23 protein-coding genes are annotated in these 20,212 nt (G+C 69.8%); 7 read left to right on the top strand and 16 right to left on the bottom strand.

Features of this window, described 5'->3' with window-relative positions; genetic code table 11:
• The first annotated feature begins 148 nt into the window (after positions 1-148).
• The 4 genes from RISW2_RS13605 to RISW2_RS13590 are packed head-to-tail and all read left to right on the top strand — an operon-like array spanning position 149 to position 2,576.
• A complete protein-coding gene (locus tag RISW2_RS13605; protein WP_043772132.1) occupies positions 149-367 on the top strand; it encodes a twin-arginine translocase TatA/TatE family subunit in 219 nt (72 codons plus the stop codon).
• Positions 368-859, top strand: a complete 492-nt coding sequence (tatB, locus tag RISW2_RS13600; RefSeq protein ID WP_043772131.1) for a Sec-independent protein translocase protein TatB — start codon at positions 368-370, stop codon at positions 857-859.
• Positions 856-1,728: a twin-arginine translocase subunit TatC gene (gene tatC / locus RISW2_RS13595; RefSeq protein WP_043772130.1), complete on the top strand. Its 873-nt coding sequence runs from the start codon at positions 856-858 to the stop codon at positions 1,726-1,728. The genes tatB and tatC overlap by 4 nt, the downstream gene beginning before the upstream one ends.
• Positions 1,729-1,781: 53 nt before the next feature.
• A complete protein-coding gene (locus RISW2_RS13590) occupies positions 1,782-2,576 on the top strand; it encodes an ATP-binding protein (RefSeq protein WP_051492040.1) in 795 nt (264 codons plus the stop codon).
• Positions 2,577-2,623: 47 nt separating this feature from the next.
• On the opposite strand, the gene RISW2_RS13585 is transcribed toward RISW2_RS13590, so the two are convergent.
• The 7 genes from RISW2_RS13585 to purF all read right to left on the bottom strand — a co-directional run bounded on the left by RISW2_RS13585 (position 2,624) and on the right by purF (position 8,642).
• Positions 2,624-3,859, bottom strand: coding sequence for a peptidoglycan DD-metalloendopeptidase family protein (locus RISW2_RS13585; RefSeq protein WP_043772128.1), 1,236 nt, complete (start codon positions 3,857-3,859; stop codon positions 2,624-2,626).
• A gap of 150 nt (positions 3,860-4,009) precedes the next feature.
• Positions 4,010-4,651: a protein-L-isoaspartate(D-aspartate) O-methyltransferase gene (locus RISW2_RS13580; RefSeq protein ID WP_043772126.1), complete on the bottom strand. Its 642-nt coding sequence runs from the start codon at positions 4,649-4,651 to the stop codon at positions 4,010-4,012.
• Entirely contained in the window at positions 4,651-5,436 is a 786-nt protein-coding gene (gene surE, locus RISW2_RS13575; RefSeq protein WP_043772124.1) for a 5'/3'-nucleotidase SurE, read from the bottom strand. Before surE ends, RISW2_RS13580 begins: the two co-directional genes overlap by 1 nt.
• An 88-nt stretch (positions 5,437-5,524) precedes the next feature.
• Complete coding sequence (locus tag RISW2_RS13570) at positions 5,525-6,181, bottom strand: SDR family NAD(P)-dependent oxidoreductase (RefSeq protein WP_043772122.1); 657 nt, start codon at positions 6,179-6,181, stop codon at positions 5,525-5,527.
• Between the two features lie 32 nt (positions 6,182-6,213).
• On the bottom strand, positions 6,214-6,474 hold the full coding sequence (locus RISW2_RS13565) for a hypothetical protein (RefSeq protein WP_043772120.1): 261 nt from the start codon (positions 6,472-6,474) through the stop codon (positions 6,214-6,216).
• A 124-nt stretch (positions 6,475-6,598) separates the two neighbouring features.
• The gene (locus RISW2_RS23570; protein ID WP_051492036.1) at positions 6,599-7,156 is read right to left on the bottom strand and encodes a DUF2199 domain-containing protein; all 558 of its coding nucleotides are present in this window, start codon (positions 7,154-7,156) and stop codon (positions 6,599-6,601) included.
• A gap of 4 nt (positions 7,157-7,160) precedes the next feature.
• Complete coding sequence (gene purF / locus RISW2_RS13555; protein WP_043772118.1) at positions 7,161-8,642, bottom strand: amidophosphoribosyltransferase; 1,482 nt, start codon at positions 8,640-8,642, stop codon at positions 7,161-7,163.
• Between the two features lie 203 nt (positions 8,643-8,845).
• On the opposite strand from purF, the gene RISW2_RS13550 reads away from it, so the two are divergent.
• Genes RISW2_RS13550 through RISW2_RS24000 form a run of 3 tightly spaced genes read left to right on the top strand, consistent with a single transcriptional unit; the run spans position 8,846 to position 11,428 of the window.
• On the top strand, positions 8,846-10,294 hold the full coding sequence (locus RISW2_RS13550; RefSeq protein WP_051492035.1) for a cytochrome ubiquinol oxidase subunit I: 1,449 nt from the start codon (positions 8,846-8,848) through the stop codon (positions 10,292-10,294).
• A gap of 10 nt (positions 10,295-10,304) precedes the next feature.
• On the top strand, positions 10,305-11,336 hold the full coding sequence (gene cydB, locus RISW2_RS13545; RefSeq protein WP_043772116.1) for a cytochrome d ubiquinol oxidase subunit II: 1,032 nt from the start codon (positions 10,305-10,307) through the stop codon (positions 11,334-11,336).
• Positions 11,336-11,428, top strand: a complete 93-nt coding sequence (locus RISW2_RS24000) for a DUF2474 family protein (protein WP_084615395.1) — start codon at positions 11,336-11,338, stop codon at positions 11,426-11,428. Before cydB ends, RISW2_RS24000 begins: the two co-directional genes overlap by 1 nt.
• Before the next feature lie 59 nt (positions 11,429-11,487).
• On the opposite strand, the gene RISW2_RS13540 is transcribed toward RISW2_RS24000, so the two are convergent.
• The 9 genes from RISW2_RS13540 to pyrC all read right to left on the bottom strand — a co-directional run bounded on the left by RISW2_RS13540 (position 11,488) and on the right by pyrC (position 20,180).
• Complete coding sequence (locus tag RISW2_RS13540) at positions 11,488-12,060, bottom strand: CvpA family protein (RefSeq protein WP_043772114.1); 573 nt, start codon at positions 12,058-12,060, stop codon at positions 11,488-11,490.
• A gap of 62 nt (positions 12,061-12,122) precedes the next feature.
• A complete protein-coding gene (gene radA / locus RISW2_RS13535; RefSeq protein ID WP_043772202.1) occupies positions 12,123-13,490 on the bottom strand; it encodes a DNA repair protein RadA in 1,368 nt (455 codons plus the stop codon).
• Positions 13,491-13,553: 63 nt separating this feature from the next.
• Entirely contained in the window at positions 13,554-14,381 is an 828-nt protein-coding gene (locus RISW2_RS13530; protein WP_244437565.1) for a DNA repair protein, read from the bottom strand.
• Between the two features lie 201 nt (positions 14,382-14,582).
• Positions 14,583-14,963, bottom strand: coding sequence for a paraquat-inducible protein A (locus RISW2_RS13525; protein ID WP_156943856.1), 381 nt, complete (start codon positions 14,961-14,963; stop codon positions 14,583-14,585).
• Between the two features lie 62 nt (positions 14,964-15,025).
• A complete protein-coding gene (locus RISW2_RS23995) occupies positions 15,026-15,421 on the bottom strand; it encodes a hypothetical protein (RefSeq protein ID WP_043772110.1) in 396 nt (131 codons plus the stop codon).
• Positions 15,422-15,446: 25 nt separating this feature from the next.
• Positions 15,447-16,487, bottom strand: a complete 1,041-nt coding sequence (gene alr, locus RISW2_RS13515; protein WP_043772108.1) for an alanine racemase — start codon at positions 16,485-16,487, stop codon at positions 15,447-15,449.
• 238 nt (positions 16,488-16,725) lie between these two features.
• Positions 16,726-18,219, bottom strand: a complete 1,494-nt coding sequence (locus RISW2_RS13510; RefSeq protein WP_043772106.1) for a replicative DNA helicase — start codon at positions 18,217-18,219, stop codon at positions 16,726-16,728.
• 220 nt (positions 18,220-18,439) lie between these two features.
• Positions 18,440-19,120: an orotate phosphoribosyltransferase gene (locus RISW2_RS13505; RefSeq protein WP_043772104.1), complete on the bottom strand. Its 681-nt coding sequence runs from the start codon at positions 19,118-19,120 to the stop codon at positions 18,440-18,442.
• 19 nt (positions 19,121-19,139) lie between these two features.
• The gene (pyrC, locus tag RISW2_RS13500) at positions 19,140-20,180 is read right to left on the bottom strand and encodes a dihydroorotase (protein ID WP_043772102.1); all 1,041 of its coding nucleotides are present in this window, start codon (positions 20,178-20,180) and stop codon (positions 19,140-19,142) included.
• Between the last annotated feature and the right edge of the window lie 32 nt (positions 20,181-20,212).

The following is a 20,212-nucleotide window of genomic DNA, read 5'->3' as shown; positions in this document are numbered from 1 at the left end:
CGCCCCGTCCGCATGCAAAATATCGGCCTTCGGGGCGGCAAATCCCCGTCGCGATGCTTTTCGCGCGGCCTGCGAACCGTTAGATAGCGGGGACGCATTCCCGCCTCGTCCTCTGCCGAGGGACTGGGCGACATTGAGGAGAGAACCCATGCTCAACAACATCGGCCTTCCCGGCCTCCTGCTGATCGCGGTCGTCGTGCTGGTCCTGTTCGGCCGCGGCAAGATCTCGGGCCTCATGGGCGAGGTCGGCAAGGGCATCACCGCCTTCAAGAAAGGCGTGTCGGACGGCCAGAAGGAACTGGACGACGACGAGAAGGCCGACGCCGCGCGCGACGTGACCCCCGAGGATCAGAAAGACAAGGCGTAAATGTTCGACCTGGGCTGGACCGAGCTGCTGGTCATCGGCGTCGTCGCGCTGATCGTCGTCGGTCCCAAGGATCTTCCGGTGCTGTTCCGCAATGTCGGCCGTTTCGTCGGCAAGGCACGCGGCATGGCACGCGAGTTCAGCCGCGCCATGAACGACGCGGCCGACGAAAGCGGCATGCGCGACGCCGCCAAGAGCTTCAAGTCGGCGACGAACCCGCTGTCGTCGGCCATGGACGGGGTCAAGGACGCCGCCCGCGGCCTGAGCGACGGCATGAACGGCCTCGACCGCAAGCCGGGGACGTCGGCCAACGCGAAGTCTACCAAGCCGCTCGATCCCGAGGCCGAGGCCAAGCGCCGCAAGATCGAGGCCGGGAGCGCCCGCGCCGCGGCCGAACGCAAGAAGCGCGAGGCCGACGAGGCGTTGCGGAAGGCCGACGAGCTCGAGGCCTCGATCCGCACGCCCGAGGCGCCCGCGCGCAAGGATGACGCATGAGCGCACGTGACGGCGACGAGATCGACGACAGCTCGGCCCCGCTGATCGAGCACCTGGCCGAGCTGCGCACGCGGCTCATCCACTCGGTCGTGGCCTTCATCGTCGGCATGGTGATCTGCTTCACCGTGGCGACGCCCATCTTCAACTTCCTGACCTCGCCGCTCTGCCAGGTGCTGGCCGATCGCGGGCAGGACTGCGACCTGATCTTCATCTCCCCGCAGGAAGGCTTCTTCGTCGCGGTCAAGGTGTCGCTGCTGGGCGGCTTCATGCTGGCCTTTCCCTACATCGCGAACCAGATGTGGCGCTTCGTGGCGCCCGGGCTCTACCGTTCGGAAAAGGGCGCGTTCCTGCCTTTCCTGATCGCGTCGCCGTTCATGTTCGTGGCGGGTGCCGCGTTCGCCTTCTACGTGGTGACGCCGCTCGCCTACGACTTCTTCCTCGGCTTCCAGCAGTTCGGCAACGACGGTGCCGCGGTGGTGGGCGACGGCGTGCGACAGGGCCTCTCGGTGGTCTTCCAGGGCTCGGCGCAGGAATATCTCAACCTCACGATCAAGTTCATCGTGGCGTTCGGGATGTGCTTCCAGCTGCCCGTGCTGCTGACGCTCATGGGCAAGGCCGGGCTGGTCTCGGCGCGGGGCCTCGCGGACGTGCGCAAGTACGCCGTGGTCGGCATCCTGGTTCTGGCAGCCCTCGTGACGCCGCCCGACGTGATCACGCAGCTGATCCTGTTCGTGGTGGTCTACGGGCTCTACGAGGTGTCGATCCTCCTCGTGCGCCGGGTCGAGCGCAAGCGCATCGCCGAACTCAAGGCGCAGGGCGTCTGGTTCGAGGACGAGGACGACGACAGCGGAGAAGACGGCAGGACGTGACCGAAGAGCAGACCCTGAAGACGCTCGAGCGCATCGCCGGTGCGCTCGAGCGGATGGCGCCGGCGCCTGCGCCGGTACCCGACCTCGACGGCGCGGAGGCCTTCGTCTGGCACGTGGCGCCGGACCGGCTGGAACCGGTGGCGCAGGTCTCGCGCGTGTCGCTGGACCTTCTGCTCGGCATCGACCGCACCAAGGCGACTCTCCTCGAGAACACGCGCCGCTTCGCGCGCGGGCTGCCCGCCAACAACGCGCTCCTCTGGGGCGCGCGCGGCATGGGCAAGTCGAGCGCGGTCAAGGCCGTGCACGCGGCCGTGCGGGCCGAGGGCCCCGACCTAAAGATCGTCGAGCTGCAGCGCGAGGACCTGCCCTCGGTCGGCCGGCTCCTGAACGTGCTGCGCCGCTCCGACCGGCGGTTCCTGCTGTTCTGCGACGACCTCTCGTTCAGCCAGGACGACGCCCACTACAAGAGCCTCAAGGCGGTGCTCGACGGCGGGATCGAGGGACGGCCTGACAACGTCCTGTTCTACGCGACCTCGAACCGCCGGCACCTGATGCCGCGCGACATGATCGAGAACGAACGCTCGAGCGCCATCTCGCCCTCCGAGGCCACCGAGGAGAAGGTGTCGCTGTCGGACCGCTTCGGGCTCTGGCTCGGGTTCCACCCGTGCAGCCAGGACGAGTTCCTCGCCATGATCCGCGGCTATTGCGACGCGCACGGGATCGGGATCGACGACGACACGCTCCGCGCCGAGGCCATCGAGTGGCAGGCCACCCGCGGCGGGCGGTCAGGCCGTGTGGCGTGGCAGTATTTCACCGACCTCGCGGGGCGGCGCGGCGTGTCGATCTGACAGGGCCCGGGCGCGTCGGAACGCGCCGGGCCCGGCCTCAGTCAGGCTCAGCGCAGGTAGAGCATGGGGTCGACGGAATCGAAGCCGTCGCGGACCTCGAAATGCATGCGGGGCGGGTCGCCCGGCTGTACCTTGCCGATGGTCTGGCCGCGGGTCACGCGGTCGCCCTTCTTGACGGGGATGCCGTCGATGTGGGTGTAGACCGTCAGCAGGTCGTCGTCGTGCTTGATGACGAGGATCGGGATGCCGTCGGTGTTGCGCGTGATCGCCGCGACCGTGCCGGCCTCGGCCGATTTCACGGCGGTGCCTGCAGGCGCCGCAATGTCGATGCCGTCGTTCCGGCCCTTGGCGTATTCGCGGATGATGCTGCCCGACACGGGCATCAGCATGGCGCTGTCCGAAGTCGCGGCGCTGGTCGTCTGGCCCACGTCCGGCTTCGGGGCGGATGCGGCCGCCGCGGCGGCGGCCTCGGCCTGGGGTTTCGGCTGCTCGGCCGGCAGCGGCTTCGACGCCGAGGGCGGCTCGGGGGTGGGCGAGCCCGAACCGGGAGCCGTCACGGCGTCGGCACGCTCCTGCGGCGCCGCGCCGGTCTCGGGCGTCACGGGGATCAGCAGGTACTGGCCCTCGCGCAGCGTGAAGTTCTCGTCGAGCGCGTTCCAGTCGGCCAGCGCCCGCGGCGTCACGTTGTAGAGCCGCGCGATGGTGAAGGCGGTCTCGCCGCGCTTGACCTGGTGCCGGATCGGCTCGACCCCGCCCGGCGCCGGTTGCGTCGCGGGCGCCGGCGTCCGCGGTGTGTCGGACGATGCGGCCGGAGCACGGTCGAGCGCGTTCGAGGCAAGCGTCGTCACGTCGATCTGGCTGCTGCCCGGCAGCGGCGCGGGGGTGGTCGCGGGCGCACCGGTCGCGGCCGAGGGTTCGGCCACGCGGCGGGGCAGGGCGACGATCTCTCCCTGCCGCAGCGTGTCGCCGGTCTGGATTCCGTTGAAGGCCGCGACCTCCTGCGCCGGCAGGCCGACCCGCGTCGACAGCGTCGCGACAGTGTCGCCGCGCCGGGCGACCGCGACCTGGTAATTGGGGTAGGAGATGACACCGCGATCGTCGGCCTCGGGGCGGGGCGCAGTCGCGCCGATCGCCGCCTGCGAGGTGTCGAGCGGCCCGCCCATGCGCCCCCGCATGTCGAGGTCGAGCGGCCCCTGGCAGGCGGCCAGGGCGGCGAGCGCGATCCCGGCTGCGCCCATCCGGCGCGGGGACGGACTGCGGAACGTCATGGGAAACTGCTTCATCTCGATATCCTCGGGTGCGCCCCTTGTGGCCGGGGCGTCATGGGTTATGCGGCCTTGCCTGTCCGTGCCGCCCGTCGCTCCTTCGGCCGGTCCGCGCGCGGGCGGCCGCCAGAAGCCGCCGGGTCCGTCGTCGCTGTCCGCGCCATCCGCTCAGCCATCCTTGCCGAGCCCTTCGACCAGCGGCACGAACCGCACCGGGCGCAGCTCGTCGTAGTCGAAGCCCTCGTCGCGCCGCGTGACCCGGATCAGGCTCTGGACCGTATCCGACTGCCCCACGGGCAGGACCATGATACCGCCGATCTTGAGCTGGGCCAAGAGCGGGCCGGGCGGATCCTCGGCCGCCGCGGTCACGAGGATGCGGTCGAACGGCGCCTGGTCGGGCAGTCCGTGGCTGCCATCCGCGGTAAAGGCGGTGATGTTGGCAAGTCCGAGCCGCTCGAAGACCTCGCGCGCCTCGGTCACCAGCCGCTTGTGGCGGTCGACGGTGTAGACGCGCCGCGCGAGCTGGCTCAGGATCGCGGCCTGGTAGCCCGACCCGGTGCCGACCTCGAGCACCTTGTCGCGCGGGCTGACCTGCAGCGCCTGGCTCATCAGCCCCACGACCGACGGCTGCGAGATCGTCTGCCCGCAGGCGATGGGCAGCGGCATGTCGTCGTAGGCGCGGTCGGTGAAGTAGTGGCGGATGAACTGCGACCGGTCGATCTTTTCCATCGCCGTCAGCACCGCGCGGTCGGTCACCCCGCGCGAGCGCAACGTGTAGAGGAACTGCATCTTGCGCTCGGCGTCCTCCATCACGCGAAGGCGCTGGACAGCGGGTCGAGAGCGTCATGCGCCGTCAGATCCGCACGCATCGGCGTGACCGAGATGTAGCCCGACAGGTTCGCCTCGGCATCGGTGCCGGGCGCGGTCGCGCGCTGCTGGTCGCCGCCGCGGATCCACAGGAACCGGCGCCCTGCGGGGGACAGCTGCGGCTCGACGCCGAAACCTGTGCCGGCACGGCGGCCCTGCCGCGCGATGCGCGTGCCCTTGACCTCGGCGGCGGGCACCGGCGGAAAGTTGACGTTGTAGAACAGCCCGTATTCCGCGCCGCCGGCATCCCCGAAGGCCAGCAGCCGGCGCACGGTGTCCGCACCGTGCACGCGCGCGGCCTCGAACGGATCCTCGGCATGGGCGTTGGCGGGGCCGTAATATTGCGACAGCGCGACCGCCGGGATGCCCTGCAGCGCGGCTTCCATCGCGCCGCCGATGGTCCCGGAATAGAGCACGTTCTCGGCCGAGTTGTTGCCGCGGTTCACGCCCGACAGGACGAGGTCGATGGGATCGTCGCGCAGCACGTCGTGCACGCCGGCGAGCACGCAATCGGCCGGGCTGCCTTCCGCGGCGAAGCGCCGCGGGGCGAGCTCGCTCACCATCATCGGCCGGGAATAGGAGATGCAGTGCGCGACGCCCGACTGCTCGAAGGCGGGCGCCACGGTCCAGACCTCTCCGCCCGCGCCGGCGAGCTCCGTCGCGATCCCGTGCAGGACCTCGAGACCCCGCGCGTTGATGCCGTCGTCGTTGGTGATGAGGATACGCATGTGGACCTGCCCTTGTGCCTGCGCCTTCCTAGGAAATGTGGCGCGCGGGGGCAAGCTTCGGGGCGTGCGTGCGCGCGCCTGCCTGATCTCAGGCGGGCGTCGCGAGGATCCCGTCGAGAAGCCGGCGCGCCTCGGTCGCGGGATCTGCCAGCGCGGCGCGATCCTCGCCCGGGAAGAACCGTGCGCGGGTCGCGGTCGCCATCGGCCGCGGCGTCGCGATGTGCACCTTGGGCCCGATGCGCACGGTCTCGGCTGCCCAGGATCGGGCAAAGGCCATCTGCGCGGCCTTGGTCGCGCCGTAGGCGCCAAAGAACTTGGCGCCCGCGACGTCGGGATCGTCGAAGAAGACCGCGCGCCCCGACTGCCCGATCAGCGCCGAGATGTAGGGCACGAGATGACCCATGGCGGTGACGTTGACCTCGACCGAGCGGGCCCAGTCCTTGGCCGCGACGTGATCGGCCGGCGACAGGGGTGCGGCATGGATCGCCGTGTGGCACCAGAGCGCGGCACCGCCCCAGCGGTCGTGCACCGACCGGCAGAGCTGCGCCATCGCGTCGGGCTTGGTGATGTCCATGGGCGCGAGCGTCGCGGCGCCCCCCGCCGCCTGGATGCGGTCGTCGAGTTCCTCGAGCGCCCCCACGGTCCGCGCCACGGCCACCACGTGGTGGGTGGCGGCCAGCGCTTCGGCAAGGGCGAATCCGAACCCGCGGGAGGCTCCGGTGACGAGGGCAACGGGTTTTTCCATGGCGCCGTGAGTGGCCCGCGTCCGGGGCGTTGTCAACTGCCGGGGATCTCGATCCACTCGGCCCGTCCGCCGCGGGCCAGTGCGATGCGCGTGGCGTCGATGGCGACCACGATCCGGTCGCCGACGCGCGTGCCGGTCGCCACCTTGGCGACCTTGCCGCCGGGCAGCCGCAGCAGCGCCGAGGGCGCGGCCTCGGTCCCTGTCACGCCGAGGAGCACCGTCTCGCGCAGGTTCACGCGCGCGCCGACCGTGGCCTCTCGTGCGACGTTGGCGGGGGTCTGTTCCTGTGTCATCTGGCACCTCCGTGTCGTGTCGGAGCCGCCGGGTTACGCCGCGCCGCGGCGGAGTGAAACGGCGACCGCGATCACAGGCGCGGGAGGATGGGCAGGCCGGCGGAAGGGCGCCGAGGACCGCGCCTCAGTCGGCGGCAAGGTGCGGGCGCAGGTCGTGGCCGGCCGCCTCGTAGAGGTCGAGAAGCGTGTCGAACGAGATGCCGTCGGTCTGTGCCGCGACGAGCGCTCCCTCGGAGGCCACGAGCTGCGGCCGCTCGCCCGCATCGCCCGGGACGAGGTCGCAGGCGACCGGCGCGGTCTCGAGGCCCGGCACCGGGTTCGCGAGGTGGCCGCGCGCGCCTGCAAAGGCCGGGCCCTCGTCGAGTGCCGCGTCGAGATAGCGGTAGAAATCCTCGTGCGCGACCTCGGCCCAGAGGCCGTAGGCGAGCGCGTCGTCCGCGCCCCGGACCGGCAGCATCAGGACGCCGCGCAGGAAGCGCCGCTCGCCGAGCCGGCAGAGATCGGCGTTGAGCCTGTCCGCGCCGACCGCGACCTCGGTCCCCTCGGCGGGCGGATGCGGCCAGTCCTCGGGATGTTCGAAGCCGAGATCGAAGATGCCCGCGAACGTCTGACCGCAGCACGGGCAGGCACGGTCGGGATCGTTGAAGCGGCGCCAGCGCGCGTCGAGGTCGAGAAGCGGCACGTGCCTATTCCGCGGCCTTCAGCTGGAATCCCTTGCGGATCATGTCCGAAGGCTCGACCGGGTACTCGCCCGAGAAGCAGGCATCGCAATATTGCGGCTGGTTCGGGTCGCGGCCCTTGGCCTCGCCCACCGCGCGGTAGAGCCCGTCGAGCGAGATGAACTTGAGGCTGTCGACCTCGAGGTGGTCGCGCATCTCGTCCTCGGACATGGTCGCGGCGAGCAGCTTTTCCCGCTGCGGCGTGTCGACGCCGTAGAAGCACGGCCATGCGGTCGGGGGCGACGCGATGCGGAAATGCACCTCTGCCGCGCCCGCGTCGAGGATCATCTCCTTGATCTTGCGCGAGGTGGTGCCGCGCACCACCGAGTCGTCGACGAGGATGACCCGCTTGCCTGCGATCAGGGCGCGGTTCACGTTGAGCTTGAGCCGGACGCCCATGTTCCGGATCTGCTCGGTCGGCTCGATGAAGGTGCGGCCCATGTACTGGTTGCGCACGATCCCCATGGCATAGGGGATGCCCGATTCCTGGCTGAAGCCGATGGCGGCGGGCGTGCCGCTGTCCGGCACCGGGCAGACGAGGTCGGCATCGACCGGCGCCTCGCGCGCAAGCTCGACGCCGATCTGGCGGCGCGTCTCGTAGACCGACCGGCCGCCGATCAGCGAATCGGGGCGCGAGAAGTAGACGTGCTCGAAGATGCAGAAGCGCGGGCGCTGCGGGCGGAAGGGCCGCACGCTTTCGACGCCGCGCTCGGGGGTGACCACGACCATCTCGCCCGGCTCGATCTCGCGGACGAACTCGGCGCCGATGATGTCGAGCGCGCAGGTTTCCGACGCGATGCACCATCCCTCGCCGACCCGTCCGAGGACGAGCGGCCGCACGCCCAGCGGATCGCGTACCCCGATGAGCTTCGTCCGCGTCATGGCCACGACCGAGAACGCGCCCTCGACCCGGCGCAGCGCATCCTCCATCCGGGCGGGGATGTCGCGCTGGAGCGACCGGGCCATCAGGTGAATGATGCACTCGCTGTCCGACGAGGACTGGAAGATCGAGCCGCGCTCGATCAGCTCGCGGCGCAGCGCCTCGGCATTGGTGATGTTGCCGTTGTGCGCGATGGCCGCGCCGCCCATGGAGAACTCGCCGAAGAACGGCTGAACGTCGCGGATCTGCGTCGGACCCTTGGAGCCGGCGGTCGAATAGCGCACGTGCCCGATGCCGAGCGAGCCCGGCAGGGTCTCCATCACCGACGGGCTGGTGAAATTGTCCCGAACGTAGCCGAAGCGGCGGGCCGAGTTGAAACCCTGTTCGGGGTCGTAGGTGACGATGCCGCCGGCCTCCTGGCCGCGGTGCTGCAGGGCGTGCAGCCCGAGCGCGACGAAGTTGGCGGCATCGGTGACACCGACCACGCCGAAGACGCCGCACTCTTCGTGCAGGTGGTCGTCGTCGCCGTCACCGGCGGCCGCGAAGTCGAACGGATGGGCAGGGGGCATGCGCTTGGACAAGGAGGAGGATCCCGAATCCGGCTGGCTTTCGTGGCCTACTTAGGGGACGCGGCCGGACATGTCACGCCCGCGTCACGAATGGTTGCGAAACCGCTTCGTTTTTCTGCGTCCAGTGGCCGCATCCCGGCGGACATCCCCGAGACGCGACTTAAGTGTGCGTCAACTGAGACGATCACGAGGACATCCGGACCATGGACTCCCTCTTCTTCGGATTCGACGCGGTGACGCTGGCACGGATCCAGTTCGCGTTCACCGTCGCGTTCCATTTCATCTTTCCCGCTTTCACCATCGGCCTCGCGAGTTTCCTCGCGGTGCTGAACGGCTGGTACGTCTGGACGAAGAACGAGGCGTACCTGCACCTCTTCAACTTCTGGGTGAAGATCTTCGCGATCACCTTCGCCATGGGCGTCGTGTCGGGGATCGTGATGTCCTACCAGTTCGGCACGAACTGGTCCGTGTTCTCGGACCGGACCGGCCCGGTACTGGGGCCGCTCATGGCCTACGAGGTGCTGACCGCCTTCTTCCTCGAGGCGGGCTTCCTCGGGATCATGCTGTTCGGCCGAGGCAAGGTCGGCAACGGCCTGCACATGGTGGCGACGCTCATGGTCGCGGTCGGCACCGCCATCTCGGCGACCTGGATCCTGTCGGTGAACTCTTGGATGCACACGCCCGCGGGCTACGGCATCAACGATGCCGGGCAGTACGTGCCCGAGGACTGGTGGGCGATCATCCTGAACCCGTCCTTCCCCTACCGCCTCGTGCACACGCTGACGGCGGCCTACCTGACGACCGCGTTCATCGTGGGCGGCGTCGGCGCGTGGCACCTGCTGCGCGGCCGGCGGGCGAACCACGGCGTGCGCAAGATGTTCTCGATGGCCATGTGGATGGCCGCCATCGTCGCGCCGCTGCAGATCGTCATCGGCCATGAGCACGGGCTCAACACCTACGAGTACCAGCCGACCAAGGTGCTGGCGATGGAGGGGCATTTCGAGAGCTACGACAACGGCGTCCCGCTGATCCTGTTCGGCATTCCAGACCAGGAGGCCGGCGAGATGCGGTACGAGCTGTCCATCCCCAAGATCGGGGGCCCGATCCTGAACAAGGGCTGGAACGCCTCGATGCCCGGGCTCGACACCGTGCCCGACGACGAGGAGCCGCCGGTGGCGATCGTGTTCTGGTCGTTCCGCATCATGGTGGGGATCGGCATGCTGATGGCGGGGCTCGGGCTCTGGTCGCTCTGGACGCGCTACAAGGGCCGGCTCTACGACGACCGTTGGCTGCACCGCGCGGCCTTCGCGATGGGACCCTCGGGCCTCGTCGCGGTGATCGCCGGCTGGATCACCACCGAGGTGGGCCGCCAGCCCTACGTGGTCTACGGCGAGATGCTGACCTCCGAGGCCGCGTCGCCGCTCGACGCGGGCGCCGTGGGCGGCTCGCTCATCGCCTTCATCGTCATCTATTTCGCGGTGTTCGGCGCGGGCGTGGGCTACCTCTTCAAGCTCATGAGCCGCACGCCCGAGGTGGTGCCGACCGGGCGCGACGATCCCGACAACGGACCCCTGCGCGCCTCGGGCATCGTTCCGGGCACCCAGCAGCGGCCGCGGCCGGCGGGTTCCGGCAGCACGCAACCGGCAGAGTGAGGAGGCCTGCATGATGGACGCGATCTCGATCTCCCTCGACCTGACCATCGCGTGGGCGCTGCTCCTGGCCTTCGCGGTCTACGTCTACGTGGTGCTCGACGGCTTCGACCTCGGCATCGGCATCCTCTACCCGTTCTTCCGCAAGAAGGACGACCGCGACCTGATGATGAACTCGGTCGCTCCGGTCTGGGACGGCAACGAGACGTGGCTGGTGCTGGGGGGCGGGGGGCTCTTCGCGGCCTTCCCGCTGGCCTACGCCATCATCCTGCCGGCGCTCTACCCGCCGATCATCGCGATGCTTCTCGCGCTGATCTTCCGCGGCGTCGCGTTCGAGTTCCGCTGGAAAGCGGTCGGCCGTTTCCAGGAGGTGTTCTGGGACGCTGCCTTCATCGGCGGCTCGACCGTGGCGGCCCTCGCGCAGGGGATCACGCTCGGCGCGCTGCTGCAGGGCATCGAGGTGGACGGCCGCTCCTACGGCGGCGGCTGGTGGGACTGGCTCACGCCGTTCTCGATCCTCTGCGGGGTCTCGGTGGTCGTGGGCTACGCCTTCATGGGGGCGACCTGGCTCAACATGAAGCTCGACGGCGAGATCCAGGTGCGCGTGCGCCGGATGGCGCGGGCCTTCGGCATCGCCACCGTGGCCTGCATCGTGGCGGTGAGCCTCGCGACGCCGTTCCTCGAACAGGAATACTTCGCGCGCTGGTTCTCGTTCCCCGCCGCGTTCGTCGTCGCGCCGGTGCCGATCCTCGTGGCGGTGCTGGCCTGGCAGCTCTGGAAGTCGATCGATGCCGAGGAACGCGACTGGCTGCCCTTCGTGCTGACGCTCGCGCTGTTCCTGCTCTGCTTCGTGGGGCTCGGCATCTCCATGTGGCCGCACATCATCCCGCCCGCGATCACGATCTACGACGCGGCGAGCCCGGCCAAGTCGCAGCTCTTCATGTTCGTCGGCGCGGCGGTGCTGGTGCCGATCATCCTCGCCTACACGGCCTACGCCTACTGGGTGTTCCGCGGCAAGCTGAAGCCCGGGGAGGGCTATCACTGATGCGCCGCGTCGGATGGTTCGTGCTGATCTGGGCGCTCTCGGTGGGTGCCCTCGGGATCGTCGCCTACGGCATCCGGGCGATGATCCTCTGACATGAAAAGGGCGGGCGCATGGGGATGCGCCCGCCCTTTTTCCGTCTGCGTCGCGCGGATCAGGCGTCGTTCGTGCCCGGTGCCTCGCAGACGCCCACGAGTTCCTCGTACTGCGTCGTGATCCAGCCGAGCGCCGCGTCGGGGTTCTGTTCCTCGATCCGGTCGGTGAAGCGCGAGAAGACCGCTGCCGAACGGCTGTCGTTGACCATCGGGATGTCCTGCGCGGTGATCACCGTCTCGTAGACGAAGAACGCGATCGCCACGAGCAGGATGCCGCGCGCCACGCCGAAGAGGAAGCCGAGCCCCTGGTCGAGCCCGCCGAGCGCCGAGCGCTGCACCACGCTCGCGAAGACCGGGGTGAACAGCGAGACCACGATCAGCGCCAGCGCGAAGACCGCCGCGAAGGCCGCGATGATCGACAGCTCGCAGCTGTCCGACAGGAACTCGCCGATCACGGGCACCTCGCGCACGAGCGGCTGCACCTGCGGCGCGAACATGAAGGCGAGGATCGCCGCGGCGACCCAGCCGGCGATGGCGAGCGCCTCGCGCACCAGTCCGCGTGAATATGCCAGCAATGCCGACAGAACGATGACGACGCCCACGACGGCGTCGATGACGGTGAAACCTTCCATGATCGGCCTGCCTCTTCCTTGTCCTGTCCCGCGCGTCTTGCGGGGGACCTGCCCGATGCGCGTCAGCCCGCGCCGAATACATCACCGACGAAGGCCGTCAGATCGCCCATCTGGGTGAGGGACAGCCCCGATGCGTCCCCGGCCTTGCCGCCACGGGGCGCGATCGCCGCGGTGAAACCAAGTTTCCGCGCCTCTTTCAACCTGTTTTCGGTCTGGGTCACCGGGCGCAGCGCGCCGGAGAGACTGATTTCGCCGAAGACCACGGTTTCGGGCGGCAGCGCCACGTCCTCGCGCGCGGACAGGAGCGCCGCGGCGACGGCCAGATCCGCCGCCGGTTCCGATATCTTCATGCCGCCCGCCACGTTCAGGTAGACGTCGAGCCCGGCAAAGGGGATGCCGCAGCGCGCCTCGAGCACGGCGAGGATCATGGCGAGACGCCCGCCGTCCCAACCGACCACCGATCGGCGGGGTTGCGCCTGCGGCGTCGGCGCCACCAGCGCCTGCAGCTCGCAGAGGACCGGCCGCGTGCCCTCGATCCCGGCAAAGACCACCGAGCCCGGCGCGGGCGTGCCGCGTTCGGACAGGAACAGCGCCGAGGGGTTCGCCACCTCGGCGAGCCCGCCGCCCGTCATCTCGAAGACCCCGATCTCGTCGGCGGGACCGAAGCGGTTCTTGACGCTGCGCAGGATGCGGAACTGGTGGCCGCGCTCGCCCTCGAAGTAGAGCACCGTGTCGACCATGTGCTCGACCACGCGGGGACCGGCCAGCTGGCCGTCCTTGGTGACGTGGCCCACCATGATGACGGAGGCGCCGCGCCGCTTGGCGAAGCTCGTGAGCTCGTGCGCCGCCGCGCGCACCTGCGCGACGCTGCCCGGCGCGCTCTCGACATTGTCGGCCCACATGGTCTGGATCGAATCGACCACCACGAGATCCGGCCGTTCGCCGTCGAGGGTCGTGAGGATGTCGCGCAGGTTCGTCTCTGCGGCGAGCCGCACGGGCGCCGTCCCGAGCCCAAGCCGTTCCGCCCGGAGCCGCACCTGCGCCGACGCCTCCTCGCCGCTGACATAGACGACCGAGAGGCCCGCGAGACCGAACGCCGCGGCCCCCTGCAGGAGCAGCGTGGACTTGCCGATGCCCGGGTCGCCGCCGACCAGCACCGCGCTGCCGGGGACCAGCCCGCCGCCCAGCACCCGGTCGAGTTCGTCGAGGCCGCTCGCCGTGCGGGGCGGGGGCGGCTCGGCGGCCGCGAGGTCGGTCAGCGGCACGTTGCGGCCCTTGGCGCGGGTCACCGATTTCGACGGTGGGCCCGAGGTGGCCGGCGCCTCCTCGTGGATGGTGTTCCACGCGCCGCAGGCCTCGCACCGGCCCGACCACTTCGAGGTGACGTTGCCGCAGGAGGAGCAGACGAAGGAGGATTGAACGCGCGCCATGGCGGGCATGTAGGCCGCCGGGACGGGGCGCCGCAAGGGCGCACGCCACGTCCCGGCGGCGCGTTACTCGGCGGCGCGCTGGTTGAGGAGGCGCACGATGCGCGGGTCGTCCTGGTGCGGGTCGATCCGGTGGGCCGCGGGCGGGATCCAGTCGTCCCCGTCGTCCTCGGCCCGCGCCGCCGGCGCGGCGGCGTCCGGCATGTCGGCCACGATGGCGCCCGGATCGGCGTCGTCGTGCAGCTCGGGCAGGATCTCGGTCAGCTCGTCGCACAGCCGGGCGAGCTGCGCCTCGGCCACCGCCTCGTCCATCTCGACCCGGTCCAGCCAGCGCCGCATCTCCGTCGCCACCGCCTTGGCGTGGTCGAGCCGGAGGTTGAAGTCCTCGACCTCCTGCTGGCGCTGGACGAGGAAGTCGCGGGCACGCGCCACGTTGCGGTCCGAATAGACCGCGGCCAGCTCGCGCGACAGGTGGCTCATCTGTGCCGCCACCTCGAGCACCGAGGGCTCGAGATCGGAGAGGTCGGGATGCTCGCGCAGGAACACCATGCGCTCGCGGATGGAATCGAACTCGTGGCGCAGCCGGAACACGCCCTCGCGGTCGGCGCGGTGGGCGACCTGGTAGGCATGCGCCACGTCCTGCATGCCGATGTGGAAGCGCCGGTGCGAGGTCTCGAGCGCCATGACGCGGGCATTGGTGGGCAGGAAGAAGCAGAGGCCCACGGCCAGCGCCGTCATCATCGCCTGGATGGCCGGGCCCGCGTCCTCGATCACCGCGTCGCCGAAGCTGAGCGGCATCGACAGCCAGTCCGCGCGTCCGGCGAGGCAGGCGGCGGTATAGGCCAGAAGGACCAGCGCCAGCGCCCCGATGAGCAGGACCGCCAGCCGTTGCATGAGATATTGAACAATCAAATAGCCGGATCGAAATGTCTGGTTCATAATCGGCCCCTCGTCTTTCCGTCGCGCAGCCTATGCGGCGATTTTATGCCGAACGCGCGGATTCGCGATAAGTTTCTTGCGAGAAGCCATTGAATTCCCGGTGCAACCACATTCGCGCGAGTCGCGTGTCTTTGTTGTCGCGCTGGAAACGGCCGGTCAGGGGCGCCGGGTCGGGTGGGCGACGCCGAGCGCCAGCGCCGACAGCACGCAGAACGTGAACAGATAAAGGCCCCAGCCGGTCTCGACCCGGCCCACGCCGATGCCTTTGGCGACGGCGACATAGAGTGCGACGAGAAAGATGTCGGCCATGGCGATGCGGCCGATCCAGACGGTTGCCGCCGCGAGAAACGGACCCTGCCTGCGCACTTCCGCGGCGAGGAGCAGGGCGAGTTTCACGTATGGAGCGACAATTGCGAATATCAGGACAATCAGCGCAAGAAAGGGATCGGTTGCCCAGAGCGACTCGAGGCCGCTCAGCACGCTGATTTCCGACATTCCGAAAAGCGGCAGCAATCCCGCGCGCAGGAGCGGCGCCATCCAGGCGACCGGGTAGAGCACGAGGAGGACGAGCGCGAGCGTGACCCGGAGCCGCCGCGCCGTCAGGCGACCCACGTCGCCGCCCAGAGCACGAGGAGCCCCGCGAGCAGCACGAAATGCGCCGCGTCGACGGCGCGGCTGCGTTCCGTGCCGGGCAGGACCGCGGAGATGACGAGCGGCGCAGAGACGACGAGCGGGACCGCCATGCCGTTCCAGAGGTTCAATGCCCGCGCCACCGGTCCGAACCACGCGCCCCCGGCGAAGCCGAGCGCTGGGGCGAAGACCGCGAGCGTCGCCGCGCCGCCGAGGAGCACCGACAGCGCCGCCGCCAGCCGGGCCGGTCCGCGCCCGAACAGGACGCGGGCGAGCGCGACGAGCGTCACCGCCTCGACGAAGACGAACCGCTTCACGAAGAGAAAGGCCAGGACGGCCGGCGCGGGATCGAGGAGCGAGCTCACCCGCGCACCGGTTGGGGCGCGCCCGTCATCCGCCGGTATAGCGCCGCGCGTAGCGGGGCCCGAGCGCGGTCAGCACCTCGTAGCCGATGGTGCCCGCGGCGTCTGCGACCGTGTCCACCGACTGGTGCCGGCCGAGGAACTCGAGCGTCGCCGGCACCTCGGGCGCGTCGGTCACGTCGACGCCGATCAGGTCCATCGAGATGCGCCCGACGATCGGGCAGCGGGTCTCGCCGGCATAGAGGTAGGCGTGCGGTCCCATGATGCGGTGGATGCCGTCCGCGTAGCCGCCGGCGACGGTGGCGACGCGGGTGGGCCGCCCGGCCGTCCACGTGTTGCCGTAGCCCACGGTCTCGCCCGGCGCGACGTCGCGGACCTGGATCACCGGCAGGTCCACATGCGCCACCGGCTGCGCGTCGACGAAGGGCAGCCCGCCGTAAAGGCCCACGCCCGGCCGCGTCACGTCGAAATGGTAGGCCGCGCCCAGGAGGATGCCGCCCGTCGCCGACAGCGACCGCGGCGCCTCGATGCCGTCCGTCATCTCGCGGAAGGCGTCGAGCTGCACGCGGTTCATCGGGTGGTCGGGCTCGTCGGCGCAGGCGAGGTGGCTCATCACGAGCCGCGGGTTCTGCGCCAGCGCGATCTCGCGGAGCGCCGCCCATTCCGCGGGCTCCATCCCGAGCCGGTTCATGCCGGAATCGAGCTGGATGCCGAAGGGGTGGCCGGGCAGCGCCTCCACATGCATCACCATCTGGTCGATGGAGTTGACGAGCGGCACGAGCCCGGCATCCCGGATCGTCGCGGCGTCGCCCGGCATGTGCCCGTTGAAGACGAAAATCTCGGGGCCCTGTCCGAGGGCGTCGCGCAGCGCGATACCCTCCTCGGCCAGCGCCACGAAGAAGCGCCGCGCGCCGGCCCGCGCCAGCGCGGGTGCCACCTGCGCGACACCGAGGCCATAGGCGTCGGCCTTGACCACGGCACCGGTCTCGGCCCCGCCTCCGGCGCGGTCGAGGTTGGTCCAGTTCAGCGCGAGGGCGTCGAGATCGACGGTCAGCAGAGCGGTTGCCATGGCCGCTGGTGTGGCATCTTCACCGCCCGGGTCAAGCCGAAAACGCGCCTGTGCAGGAAACCGCGGATGCCGGCCGGCGCGGGTGCCGCAACGGCAGGGAAAGGCCGGCGGTCGGCGCGGCGAATCGGGCACTTGGTCAACGTGTTGGCGGATTTCAAGCCTGGTCTTGGCGGAACCCGGCAGCCTGTGGATAAGTCGGGGGATCCCGCCTCACGGACGGGCGCCGCGGCCGGCCGGCTCAGAACGCGTCCGTGCCGCCGTTCTGCCAGGGCTTCACGAGGTTGCCGAAGCGGGTGAAGCGGCCCTCGAACGACAGTTCCACCGTGCCGATGGGGCCGTGGCGCTGCTTGCCGATGATGACCTCGGCCTTGCCGTGCAGGCGCTCCATCTCCTCCTGCCACTGGGCCATCTTCTCGAGGTCGTGGTCGCCGGGCTTTTCCCGTTCCTTGTAGTATTCCTCGCGGAACACGAACATCACCACGTCGGCGTCCTGCTCGATCGAGCCCGATTCCCGGAGGTCCGACAGCTGCGGCCGCTTGTCGTCGCGGCTTTCCACCTGGCGCGACAGCTGCGACAGCGCGATCACCGGAATGTTGAGTTCCTTCGCGATGGCCTTGAGGCCCATGGAGATCTCGGCGATCTCGTTCACCCGGTTGTCGCCGCGCCCGGTGCCGCGCACGAGCTGCAGGTAGTCGACCATCAGCACGTCGAGCCCGTGGGTCCGCTTGAGCCGCCGCGCACGCGCCGCAAGCTGCGCGATGGGCAGCGCCGGCGTGTCGTCGATGTAGAGCGGGCAGGCCTCGAGGCTCTTCGCGGCCTCGACGAAGCGGCGGAACTCCTCCTCGGTCATGTCGCCGCGGCGGATCTGTTCGGACGGCACCTCGGCCGCCTCGGACAGGATCCGCGCGGCCAGCTGCTCGGCGCTCATCTCGAGCGAGTAGAAGCCCACGACGCCGCCTTCGACCGCGCCCTCGGTCCCGTCGGGCTTGGTGCCGCGGCGATAGGCCTTGGCGACGTTGAAGGCGATGTTGGTGGCGAGCGACGTCTTGCCCATGGAAGGCCGGCCCGCGAGGATGAGGAGGTCCGAAGGGTGCAGGCCGCCGAGCTTCTTGTCGAGATCGACGAGGCCCGTCGAGATGCCCGACAGCTGACCCTCGCGCTGGTAGGCGGCATTGGCGACATTCACCGCGTCGGTCACCGCGCGCAGGAACGACACGAACCCCTGTTCGCCCTGGCCCTGCTCGGCCATGCGGTAGAGCGCCTGCTCGGCCTCGACGATCTGTTCCCGCGGCTCGTGCGCCACGTCGATCTTGGCCGCCTTGGCCGAGATGTCCCGCCCGAGCGAGATGAGTTCCCGCCGCACCGCGAGGTCGTAGATCATCTGCGCGTAGTCGCGCACCGCGAAGGACGACACCGCCGCGCCGGCGAGGCGGGCGAGGTAGGCCGCGCCGCCGAGCTCCTTCAGGCCCTCGTCGTCCTGCAGGAACGCCTTGAGCGTGACCGGCGAGGCCAGCTGGTTGCGCGCGATGCGCGCCGCCGCGACCTCGTAGATGCGCGCATGCACGGGATCGTAGAAATGCTTGGACGTGATGATCGAGGCGATGCGGTCGTAGATGTCGTTGTTGGTCAGGATGGCGCCCAGCAGCTGCTGTTCCGCCTCGACCGAGTGCGGCATCGTCTCGGGCTCAGCCACATCCGCGCCCGTCGGATTGAACACCGAAACCTGGTTCACCTCGTCCCCCGATTCTTCCGTCTGCCCGTTGGAAGGACGGCATATTGCAAAGACATCGTTAACGGCAAAATGTATATCTCTGTGGATTTCCGCGTCGGCGGAATGTGACCGAGATGGCTACACCATCTAGCGGTCACCCGGTATGGCGTTCCTTCATCTTGTATACGCTAACACGAAGGTGACGTGGCGGCAATACGCCCATGAGATGTACTTATCCCCGTCAGGAGGGGGCGCGCGCCGCCTGCCACGTGCGCGGGTCGCGCAGGAAGGTCTCGACCTCGTCGAGCGTCGCCGCGCCGAAGCTTTCGGCGCGCCGCGCCTCGGCCAGGACATCCCACCAGGTGCAGAGATGGTGCAGCCTCACGCCGTGCGCGCCCAGCCGGTCGACCGTCTCGGGATAGATGCCGTAATAGAAGATGACCGCGGTGTGCGCGCAGGTCGCGCCGGTCTCGCGGATCGCGTCGACGAAGGACAGCTTCGACCCGCCATCGGTGGTCAGGTCCTCGACCAGCAACACCCGCTGGCCCTCGGTCATGGCGCCCTCGATCCGGGCGTTGCGGCCGTAGCCCTTGGGCTTCTTGCGCACATAGGTCATGGGCAGCGCCAGCCGTTCCGCCACGAGCGCGGCGAAGGGGATGCCGGCGGTCTCGCCGCCCGCGACGTTGTCGAACGCCTCGAAGCCCGCGTCGCGCATCACCGTCACGGTCAGGAAGTCCATGAGCGTCGCGCGGATGCGCGGAAAGGAGATGAGCCGCCGGCAATCCACGTAGGTGGGCGAGGGCAGGCCCGAGGCGAGCGTGAACGGCGTCTCGGCGTTGAAGTGCACGGCGCCGACCTCGAGCAGGGCCCGCGCGGTCAGGCGGGCGATCTCGTCGGCATGCGGAAAGGTCGTGGGAATCATCGGCAGGCCCTCGGATGGGTCAGGCGGCGACGCGCCAGTGAAGGGGAAAGCCCGGGTCGAACACGGTCACCGTCTCGTCCCCGGCGGAGATGCTGCGCGGGTAATCCACCGGCGCGCCGCGTTCGAGCGTGATGCGGTCCTCGTTGGGCGGCAGGCCGTAGAACGCGGGCCCGTTCAGCGACGCGAAGGCCTCGAGCCGGTCGAGCGCGTCCGCGCGCTCGAAGACCTCGGCGAGGACCGACAGCGTGTTCGTCGCGGTGAAGCAGCCGGCACAGCCGCAGGCGCTTTCCTTCGCGGTGTCGGGATGGGGCGCGCTGTCCGTCCCGAGAAAGAAGCGCCCCGCGCCGGCCGTCGCCGCCTCGAGCAGCGCGAGCCGGTGGCTCTCGCGCTTGGCGACGGGCAGGCAGTAATAGTGCGGTCGGATGCCGCCCACCAGCAGGTGGTTGCGGTTGATGACGAGGTGATGGGTGGTGATCGTCGCGCCGATGTCGGCACCGCCGTCCCGGACGTAGGCCACGCCGTCGGCGGTGGTCACGTGTTCCATGACCACGCGCAGGCCGGCGGTCGCGCGGCGCACGGGATCGAGCACGCGGTCGATGAACACAGCCTCGCGGTCGAAGATGTCGACCGCCGGGTCGGTGACCTCGCCGTGCACGCAGAGCGGCAGCCCGATCTCGGCCATCCGCTCGAGCACCGGGCGCACCCGGTCGAAGTCGCGCACGCCCGAGGCCGAGTTCGTGGTGGCGCCCGCGGGATAGAGCTTGACCGCCGAGACGAGCCCGTCCGCAGCGGCCGCGGCCACGTCGTCGGGGTCAGTGTCCTCGGTCAGGTAGAGCGTCATCAGCGGCGTGAAGCCCGACCCTTCGGGGAGGTGCGCGCGGATCCGGTCGCGGTAGCCACGCGCATCCGCGGCGGTCACGACGGGCGGCACGAGGTTCGGCATGATGATGGCCCGGCCGAAATGGCGGGCGCTTTCGGGCAGGACGGCCGCGAGCATCGCGCCGTCGCGCAGGTGCAGGTGCCAGTCGTCGGGGCGGCGGAGGGTCAGGCGCTCGGTCATGGGCCGAGCGGTTAGCAGAGCACGGGGACGCG

Origin of the sequence: Roseivivax isoporae LMG 25204 (assembly GCF_000521865.1) — a bacterium.
Taxonomy (GTDB): Bacteria; Pseudomonadota; Alphaproteobacteria; order Rhodobacterales; family Rhodobacteraceae; genus Roseivivax; species Roseivivax isoporae.
The sequence above is the reverse complement of the archived record's forward strand: the minus strand, read 5'-3'. Positions and strand labels throughout refer to the sequence as shown.

Coding starts and splice junctions, on each gene's coding strand:
- radA (WP_043772202.1), bottom strand. CDS start 13,490: ATGGCGCGCGTTCAATCCTCCTTCGTCTGCTCCTCCTGCGGCAACGTC.
- purF (WP_043772118.1), bottom strand. CDS start 8,642: ATGCCCCCTGCCCATCCGTTCGACTTCGCGGCCGCCGGTGACGGCGAC.
- RISW2_RS13580 (WP_043772126.1), bottom strand. CDS start 4,651: ATGGAGGACGCCGAGCGCAAGATGCAGTTCCTCTACACGTTGCGCTCG.
- RISW2_RS13565 (WP_043772120.1), bottom strand. CDS start 6,474: ATGACACAGGAACAGACCCCCGCCAACGTCGCACGAGAGGCCACGGTC.
- pyrC (WP_043772102.1), bottom strand. CDS start 20,180: ATGACCGAGCGCCTGACCCTCCGCCGCCCCGACGACTGGCACCTGCAC.
- RISW2_RS13525 (WP_156943856.1), bottom strand. CDS start 14,963: ATGGCGCCGCTCCTGCGCGCGGGATTGCTGCCGCTTTTCGGAATGTCG.
- RISW2_RS13530 (WP_244437565.1), bottom strand. CDS start 14,381: ATGCAACGGCTGGCGGTCCTGCTCATCGGGGCGCTGGCGCTGGTCCTT.
- RISW2_RS13505 (WP_043772104.1), bottom strand. CDS start 19,120: ATGATTCCCACGACCTTTCCGCATGCCGACGAGATCGCCCGCCTGACC.
- RISW2_RS13540 (WP_043772114.1), bottom strand. CDS start 12,060: ATGGAAGGTTTCACCGTCATCGACGCCGTCGTGGGCGTCGTCATCGTT.
- surE (WP_043772124.1), bottom strand. CDS start 5,436: ATGCGTATCCTCATCACCAACGACGACGGCATCAACGCGCGGGGTCTC.
- cydB (WP_043772116.1), top strand. CDS start 10,305: ATGATGGACGCGATCTCGATCTCCCTCGACCTGACCATCGCGTGGGCG.
- tatB (WP_043772131.1), top strand. CDS start 368: ATGTTCGACCTGGGCTGGACCGAGCTGCTGGTCATCGGCGTCGTCGCG.
- RISW2_RS13585 (WP_043772128.1), bottom strand. CDS start 3,859: ATGAAGCAGTTTCCCATGACGTTCCGCAGTCCGTCCCCGCGCCGGATG.
- RISW2_RS24000 (WP_084615395.1), top strand. CDS start 11,336: ATGCGCCGCGTCGGATGGTTCGTGCTGATCTGGGCGCTCTCGGTGGGT.
- RISW2_RS13570 (WP_043772122.1), bottom strand. CDS start 6,181: ATGGAAAAACCCGTTGCCCTCGTCACCGGAGCCTCCCGCGGGTTCGGA.
- alr (WP_043772108.1), bottom strand. CDS start 16,487: ATGGCAACCGCTCTGCTGACCGTCGATCTCGACGCCCTCGCGCTGAAC.
- RISW2_RS13550 (WP_051492035.1), top strand. CDS start 8,846: ATGGACTCCCTCTTCTTCGGATTCGACGCGGTGACGCTGGCACGGATC.
- RISW2_RS13590 (WP_051492040.1), top strand. CDS start 1,782: ATGGCGCCGGCGCCTGCGCCGGTACCCGACCTCGACGGCGCGGAGGCC.
- RISW2_RS13605 (WP_043772132.1), top strand. CDS start 149: ATGCTCAACAACATCGGCCTTCCCGGCCTCCTGCTGATCGCGGTCGTC.
- tatC (WP_043772130.1), top strand. CDS start 856: ATGAGCGCACGTGACGGCGACGAGATCGACGACAGCTCGGCCCCGCTG.